We start from the raw sequence: 6,764 nt of genomic DNA on the forward strand, positions 1-6,764 counted from the left end.
CCTCCGCAACCGGCCCCTCCGCCGTAGCCGCCTCCGCCGCCCACGCCGTAGCCCCCGTATCCGCTGTCCGGCCCGCCGCCTCCGCCGCCGAGCCAGTAGTGGCGGAGCCGGCCGACTTTCCGGTAGGTGCCGATCCCGTCGTATTCGTCGCCGCCAGGGCCCTCGGCCTCGCCGACGCGACGACCGGAGCCGCTCTCGGCCCGGACGGACATGAGAATCATCGGCACCAGAATCCCCGCCCCCACCACGAGGGCCAGGAAAAGGAAAACGCCACTCACGTCGATCTCCGTCACGCTGCTCTCCCCCTCTCCCTTTCCGATTTCCCCGGGCCTGTTTCTCCGCCCGAACTTCCGGTTGCCGCTGCCGGCCTCTTGAGCTCCTCCCCTGCTCATCGCACCCAGGCGCGGCGTCAAGGCGGAAAAGTACGGCGCGGCGGCCCTGGCCGCGCCGGCGGCGGTGCGTTCCGGTCGCCCTTTACACGCTCCGGTTCCTCCGCACCCCGCACTGCCGCCTCGGCGAAACCCGCTCATCCCGTCTTCCGCATTCCCGCGCCCCCGGACGGCGTCATTCAAGCGTCATTCATTATTCATTCGACGCTGGAAATGGCGCGCGGGTTGCCCGGTCATCGTTTCCGCATTCCACTGTTGCGGGACGGCGGCCGCCGGTGCGGAGCCGGCGCTGCGGTAGCGTCGGGTCCGTGACCGATCAGGCATCCGACGTCGACGTCGTGGTCATCGGCGGCGGCCAGGCCGGGCTCGCCACCTCCTACTTCCTGGCCCGGCGCGGCCACACCGGCGCGGGCGACCAGGTGGTGCTGGACCGCGGCCCCGGCCCGGGCGGTGCGTGGCAGCGGGTGTGGCGGTCGGTGCGGCTCATCTCCCCGGCGGCCTACACCCGGCTGCCCGGGCTCGCCTGGGAGCGTCCGGGGCTGCCGCCGCCCGACGGCCCGGAGGTCGCCGGGTACTTCGCCCGCTACGAGCGCCACTTCGCGCTGCCCGTCCGGCGGCCGGTGGTGGTGCGCTCGGTGCGCAACGACGGCCCCGGCGTCGAGGAGACGCGGGACACCCCGCTGCTGGTGGAGACCGACGCCGGAACGTGGCGGGCCCGCGCGGTCGTCAACGCCACCGGCACCTGGGACCGCCCGTTCGTCCCCGCGGTCCCCGGACGGCGCTCGTTCGCCGGCCGGCAGCTGCACGCCGCCGGCTACCACGCGCCCGAGGGGTTCGCGGGGGCCCGGGTGGTCGTGGTCGGCGGCGGCAACTCCGCCGCCCAGATCCTCGCGGAGCTCTCCGAGGTGACCGACACGGTGTGGGTGACCCGCCGCCCGCCGGAACTGCGCTCGACCGCGCCCACGGAGGCCGACCTGGTGGCCGTGACCGACCAGGTGGCACAGCGGGTCGCCGCCGGCCTGCCGCTGCGCAGCGTGGTCAGCTACACGGGCATCAGCCGCACGCCGGCGGTCCGCGCCGCCGAGCGGCGGGGCGCGCTGGCCGCCCTGCCGATGTTCGACCGGATCACCGCGGGCGGCGTCGCCTGGGCGGACGGCCGGACGGAGCGGGCCGACGTCATCCTGTGGGCCACCGGCTTCCGGCCGGTGCTCGCGCACCTGGGCCCGCTGCGGCTGCGCGACCCGCGCGGCGGGATCCGGCTGGTGGGCACCCGCACGGCGCCCGACCCCCGGGTGCACCTCGTGGGGTACGGGCCCTCCGCGTCCATGATCAGCGCGCACCGCGCGGCGGCGGCCGCCGCCCGCGAGGTCCTCGCTGAGCGGACCGCCCGCGTGTGACGGCGGGCTGCCACCATGGACGTGCGCCGTGCCCGTCCCGTCCGCCGCACCGCAGGAGGAGCCCCCGGTGAACGTTCCGCTGGTCGTCGACACCGACACCGCCCAGGACGACTGCGTCGCCCTGCTCGCCGCGCTGCTGGATCCGCGGGCCGACCTGCGGGCGATCACGATGGTGGCCGGCAACGTGGGGTTCGACCGCCAGGTGCGCAACGCCTTCCTGACGCTGAACGCCGCGGGCCGGCTCGGCGAGGTCCCGGTGCACCTGGGGTGCCGGCGGCCGCTCGTGCGGCCGTGGGAGAGCGCCGAGAACGTGCACGGTGACGGGGTCGGCGGTCTGGACATGGACCTCACCGGATGCGCGCCCGAGGAGGAGCACGCCGTGGACGCCCTCGTCCGGCTCGCCGCGCAGCGGCCCGGCGAGCTCTCGGTCGTCGCGATCGGGCCGCTCACCAACATCGCGATGGCGGCGGCGAAGGACCCGGACTTCCCCCGCAACCTCCGGGCGCTCTACGTCATGGGCGGGTCGAACAACGGGCGGGGCAACATCACCGCGGCCGCGGAGTTCAACTTCTACGTCGACCCCGAGGCGGCCAAGACGGTGTTCGCGGCCGGTTTCCCGGTGACCGTCGTCCCGTGGGACCCGGTGACGCTGCGCCAGGCGGTGTTCGGCACGGAGCGGCTGGCCGAGATCTCCGCCCTGGGCACCCCGCTGGCCGGCTTCTTCACGCGGGTCTGCGCCGCGACCCTGGAGTTCGACCGCCGGGTGGGCATCGAGGGGACCACCCACCCCGACTCGCTGACGGTGGCGCTGCTGCTCCGCCCGGAGCTGCTGCGGCGCGCGGCCGGCTACCACGTGGACGTGGAGACCGCCGGCGAGCTGACGCGCGGCTACGCCGCCATGTCGTGGGGCGTGCACGGCCGGGCGGCCAACGCCGCGGTGGTGGAGGAGGTCGACGCCGCCGGGTTCTTCGGCTACCTGCGCGACCTGCTCGCGCGGCCGGTGGTGCCGTCGCGCCCGTTCGCGGCGCCGCGCTGACCGCGGCGCCCCTCCGGGCGGTTCAGCGGACCTCGGCCTCGTTCCAGGCGTGTCCGCGTTCGTGGAGGCGCTTGATCGCCCGCAGGTACGCCTGCCAGCCGCCCTGGAAGTCGGTGGCGAGGTCGGCGTCGTCGAACCTGCCGTGCACGACCATGACCTGGGTGGCCCCGTCGAGGTCGGCGAGCTCCCAGCGCACGACCGTCTCCGGGGTGTCCGGATAGGTCCAGGTGTAGGCGAGCGCCCGTCCCGGGTCGAGGAGCAGGATGTCCCCGGGCCCGTGGTCCCAGCCGAAGTCGTAGCGCCCCCCGACCCACGGTTCGACCGACGCGGTGCCGCCGGTCCACTCGCTGAGCGGGCCGGCCTCGATCAGTGACGCGTAGACGTCGCCGGGCGCGGCGTCGATCGTCACCTGGGCGCGGGCCCGGCCGTCCGTGACCGGCCCCGGCTCGAACCTGGGGGCCAGGCGGCGCCCCTCGACCAGGTTGACGAGGTTGTCCACGGCGAGGTCCCAGAAGTAGTAGGGCACGTTGCCGCCCGGGGTCCCCGCCGGCGGGCGCGGTTCGTGGGTGACGGTGATCTCGGTGTCGTCGTGGTCGCGCGGCTCCAGGCGGACGGTGACCGTGACGGGGCCGGACTTCAGGTCCCACGCGAAGCGGAGCAGGCGGTCGGGGCGGTGCTCCAGCAGCCGCTGGCGGGGGCGGTCTCCGTCGGGGGCGTGCCGTCCCCAGAAGCCGTACCTGCCCTGCGCCAGGTCGATGTCGGCCTGGTCGGTGAGCCAGGAGCGGACGGCGTCGGGGTCGGTCAGTGCGCGGTGGAGGGCCCCGGCCGGTGCGGCCGCGCGGGATCGGACAGTGAGGACGGACGGCTGATCCATCGGGCTCGCACTCCTTCGCGCCGCGCTCTGGTCGTCTCCTTTTCGATCCTGCACCGCCGGGGCGCGGATTCCGCGGCGCGGCGGTTCAAGAGCGCGTCCCGCTTCCGTCATGACCGCGCCATCACCGCCTCACCGAAAGTCGGGAATGAAAACGGTTATCATTTGCTTGTAAGATGCGTACGTTCCGCCCACTGCGACGACTGGAGGCCCGGCCATGGCACGCGACGCCCTGCGCCCCGTGATCAGACTGCGGTCCACCGCGGGCACCGGCTCCACCTACGTGACCCGCAAGAACCGGCGCACCACGCCCGACCGGCTGGTGCTGCGCAAGTACGACCCCGTCATCCGCCGGCACGTGGACTTCCGCGAAGACCGCTGACGGCCCACCGACGCCCACCGACGCCCACCGACAAGGAGAGACCTCCGTGAAACCCGGCATCCATCCCGAGTACCGCCCGGTCGTCTTCCGCGACCGCGCCGCGGACTTCGCCTTCCTCACCCGCTCGACCGCCGTCAGCGACCGGACGGTCGAGTGGACGGACGGCAACACCTACCCCGTCATCGACGTCGACGTCTCGTCGGCCAGCCACCCCTTCTACACCGGCCGGGGCCGGGTCATCGACACCGCCGGGCGGGTCGAGCGCTTCCAGCGCCGCTACGGCCGGCCCTGACCTCCGTCCCGCCCGCCCGCTCCCATCCCGAAAGGACGCCGCCATGGCCGTTCCCAAGCGCAGGATGTCGCGCTCCAACACCCGCAGGCGCCGCTCCCAGTGGCGGGCCGCGGTCCCGCAGCTGGTTCCGCTGGAGATCGACGGCCGCCGCGTGCTCGTCCCGGCGCGGCTGGTGCCCGCGTACCGGCGCGGACTGCTGCGGCCGGCGGACTGACCCGGCGGAGTGCCGCGGCCATCCGGCACCGCGCGCCGCGGCCGGTGCGGTGCCCAGGGGTCCCGCGGCGCGCGCCGCGGGACCCCTGGGCTCCTCGGACCTCCCCGGATCAGCGTTCGGGGACGGGACGGGCCGCCGGGCCCGTGTAGGCGGCGAGCAGCCGGCGCGGGATCGGGCCCTTGATCCGGGCCCCGCCCTGCCGCTCCTCCCAGGCGTGCGCGAGCACGCCGACCGACCGCGCGAGGACGAACAGGCCGCGCCCCAGCTCCGGCGGGAAGCCCAGCTCCGCGTACACGACCGCGGTGGCGCCGTCGATGTTCATGGGGACCGGGCGCGCCCGGCCGGAGGCCAGCGCCCGTTCCAGCTCCTCGGCGGCGGCGAGGTGCTCGCCCGCCACGATCCCGGCGCGGGCGGCCTCGGCGACCAGGCCCAGCAGCGGGTCGCGGCGCGGGTCGCGCGGGTGGAACCGGTGCCCGAAGCCGGGGACGTAGCGGCCGGCGGAGCGGTACTCGGCGAGGACGTCGGCGACCACCTCGGCGAGGTCCTCCCCGGCCGCGTGCCGGTCCCGGATCCCGGCCAGCACCTCCATGCACTGCTGGCCGGCGCCGCCGTGCACGTCGCCGAGCAGGTTGATTCCGCTGGCCACCGCGTTGTTCAGCCCGACGCCGCAGGTGGCCGCCATGCGGGCCGCGGCGATGGAGGGCGCCTGCGGGCCGTGGTCGACGGAGGCGAGCAGCGCGGCCTCCAGCAGGCGCGCCTGCTCCGGCTCGGGCAGCTCGCCGCGCAGCAGCAGCCAGACGACGTCGACGAACGACGCCTCGCCGATCAGCCGCTCGATGGGATAGCCGCGCAGTTCGATCTCGCCGGGCGCGATGCGGGTGAGGCCGGTGGCCCACCACTCGCTGACCTCGCGCTCCTCGATGGTCCTCGTCGCGTCCGCGGTCACAGCACTCCGTCCTTCCGCAGCATGGTGATCTCGTCGTCGTCGTAGCCGAGCTCGCGCAGCAGCTCGTCGGTGTGCTCGCCGAGCAGCGGAGGCGCGGCGGCGGGCGCGCAGGCGCGGCCGTCCACGTGCACGCCGCTGCCGAGCACGCGCAGCGTCCGGCCGGTGCGGCCCGGGAAGTCGAGCTCGTGCACGAGGTCGCGCGCGACGATGTGGTCGAGGCCGATGACCTCGGGCACGTCGAGCACCCGGGCGGCAGGCACACCGGCCTCGGACAGCAGCCGCTCCCACTCCAGCGCGGGGCGCGCTGCCAGGGCCGTCTCCAGCTCGGCCCGCAGTTCGTCGCGGTGCGCCTTGCGGGACTCGCGCTCGGCGAACCGCGGATCGCCGGCGAGGTCGGCGCGGTCCACCAGGCGGCACAGCGTCTCGAACTGCTCCTGCTTGTTGGCGGCGATGTTGAGGGCGCCGGCCCCGGTGCGGAAGGTGCCCGACGGTGCGGCGGTGCCGTTCTCGTTGCCCATCGGGCGCGGTTCGATCCCGGCGATGAGGTAGTTGGACACCGCCCAGCCCATCGCGGTGACCGCCGTCTCCAGCATGGAGACGTCGAGGTGCGTGCCCTCTCCCGTGCGCTCGCGCCGCACCAGCGCGGCGGCGACCGCGAAGGCGGCGGCCAGGCCGCCCAGGGTGTCGGCGATGGGGTATCCGGCGCGCAGCGGGCTGAGGTCGGGGGTCCCGGTGACGCTCATCATCCCGGACAGGCCCTGGACGACCTGGTCGTAGGCGGGCCGGTCGCGCATCGGGCCGGTCTGGCCGAAGCCGGAGACCGCGCAGTAGACGAGCCGGGGGTTGATCTCGCGCAGCCGGTCCGGGCCGAAGCCGAGCCGGGCCAGCACGCCGGGCCGGAAGTTCTCCAGGAGCACGTCCGCGCCGGCGATGAGCCGGCGCAGCACCTCCCGGCCCCGCTCGTCCTTGAGGTTGGCGGTGAGCGACCGCTTGCCGGAGTTCTGGGCGAGGAAGGAGGCGCCGAGCAGGTCGCGGTTGAGGTCGGGGTCGCCGCCGAGCTGGCGGGCCAGGTCGCCGGAGCCGGGCACCTCGACCTTGACGACGTCGGCGCCCATGAGGGCGAGCTGGTAGCTGGCGTAAGGGCCGGCGAGGACGTTGGTGAGGTCGAGGACGCGCACGCCGGCCAGGATGCCGGCGGTCCCGGGGCCGGCGTGCGCGTCCTCGACCTCACCAACGT

Annotated in this window: 9 protein-coding genes; 5 read left to right on the top strand and 4 right to left on the bottom strand. The window is 74.9% G+C overall.

Annotated elements, in window-relative coordinates:
- On the bottom strand, positions 1 to 293 hold a 293-nt coding region (locus DEF28_RS24805; protein WP_199493509.1), incomplete at its 3' end, for a hypothetical protein.
- A gap of 404 nt (positions 294 to 697) precedes the next feature.
- Here DEF28_RS24805 and DEF28_RS24810 point away from each other — a divergent pair.
- Positions 698 to 1,786, top strand: a complete 1,089-nt coding sequence (locus DEF28_RS24810) for an FAD-dependent oxidoreductase (protein WP_114400534.1) — start codon at positions 698 to 700, stop codon at positions 1,784 to 1,786.
- Between the two features lie 67 nt (positions 1,787 to 1,853).
- On the top strand, positions 1,854 to 2,822 hold the full coding sequence (locus DEF28_RS24815) for a nucleoside hydrolase (protein ID WP_114400535.1): 969 nt from the start codon (positions 1,854 to 1,856) through the stop codon (positions 2,820 to 2,822).
- A gap of 22 nt (positions 2,823 to 2,844) precedes the next feature.
- On the opposite strand, the gene DEF28_RS24820 is transcribed toward DEF28_RS24815, so the two are convergent.
- Positions 2,845 to 3,696, bottom strand: a complete 852-nt coding sequence (locus DEF28_RS24820) for an SRPBCC family protein (RefSeq protein ID WP_158562919.1) — start codon at positions 3,694 to 3,696, stop codon at positions 2,845 to 2,847.
- A gap of 214 nt (positions 3,697 to 3,910) precedes the next feature.
- On the opposite strand from DEF28_RS24820, the gene rpmG reads away from it, so the two are divergent.
- Genes rpmG through rpmF form a run of 3 tightly spaced genes read left to right on the top strand, consistent with a single transcriptional unit; the run spans position 3,911 to position 4,581 of the window.
- Entirely contained in the window at positions 3,911 to 4,075 is a 165-nt protein-coding gene (rpmG, locus tag DEF28_RS24825) for a 50S ribosomal protein L33 (RefSeq protein WP_114400537.1), read from the top strand.
- 46 nt (positions 4,076 to 4,121) lie between these two features.
- Positions 4,122 to 4,367 carry a type B 50S ribosomal protein L31 gene (locus DEF28_RS24830; RefSeq protein ID WP_114400538.1) on the top strand — a complete coding sequence of 82 codons (246 nt, stop codon included), beginning with the start codon at positions 4,122 to 4,124 and terminating at the stop codon, positions 4,365 to 4,367.
- Between the two features lie 43 nt (positions 4,368 to 4,410).
- On the top strand, positions 4,411 to 4,581 hold the full coding sequence (rpmF, locus tag DEF28_RS24835) for a 50S ribosomal protein L32 (RefSeq protein ID WP_114400539.1): 171 nt from the start codon (positions 4,411 to 4,413) through the stop codon (positions 4,579 to 4,581).
- Between the two features lie 109 nt (positions 4,582 to 4,690).
- Here the strand turns inward: rpmF and DEF28_RS24840 are convergent, their stop codons facing one another.
- Both DEF28_RS24840 and DEF28_RS24845 read right to left on the bottom strand, forming a co-directional pair.
- Positions 4,691 to 5,527 carry a citryl-CoA lyase gene (locus DEF28_RS24840; RefSeq protein WP_233515523.1) on the bottom strand — a complete coding sequence of 279 codons (837 nt, stop codon included), beginning with the start codon at positions 5,525 to 5,527 and terminating at the stop codon, positions 4,691 to 4,693.
- The coding region (locus tag DEF28_RS24845; RefSeq protein WP_394340380.1) for a CaiB/BaiF CoA transferase family protein at positions 5,524 to 6,764 on the bottom strand (1,241 nt) is incomplete at its 5' end. The genes DEF28_RS24845 and DEF28_RS24840, both read right to left, overlap by 4 nt.

This window comes from Marinitenerispora sediminis (assembly GCF_003336425.1).
GTDB lineage: Bacteria > Actinomycetota > Actinomycetes > Streptosporangiales > Streptosporangiaceae > Marinitenerispora > Marinitenerispora sediminis.

What these genes read in the sequence shown, in the direction of transcription:
- DEF28_RS24820 (WP_158562919.1), bottom strand. Translation starts at nt 3,696, where the DNA reads ATGGATCAGCCGTCCGTCCTCACTGTCCGATCCCGCGCGGCCGCACCG.
- rpmF (WP_114400539.1), top strand. Translation starts at nt 4,411, where the DNA reads ATGGCCGTTCCCAAGCGCAGGATGTCGCGCTCCAACACCCGCAGGCGC.
- rpmG (WP_114400537.1), top strand. Translation starts at nt 3,911, where the DNA reads ATGGCACGCGACGCCCTGCGCCCCGTGATCAGACTGCGGTCCACCGCG.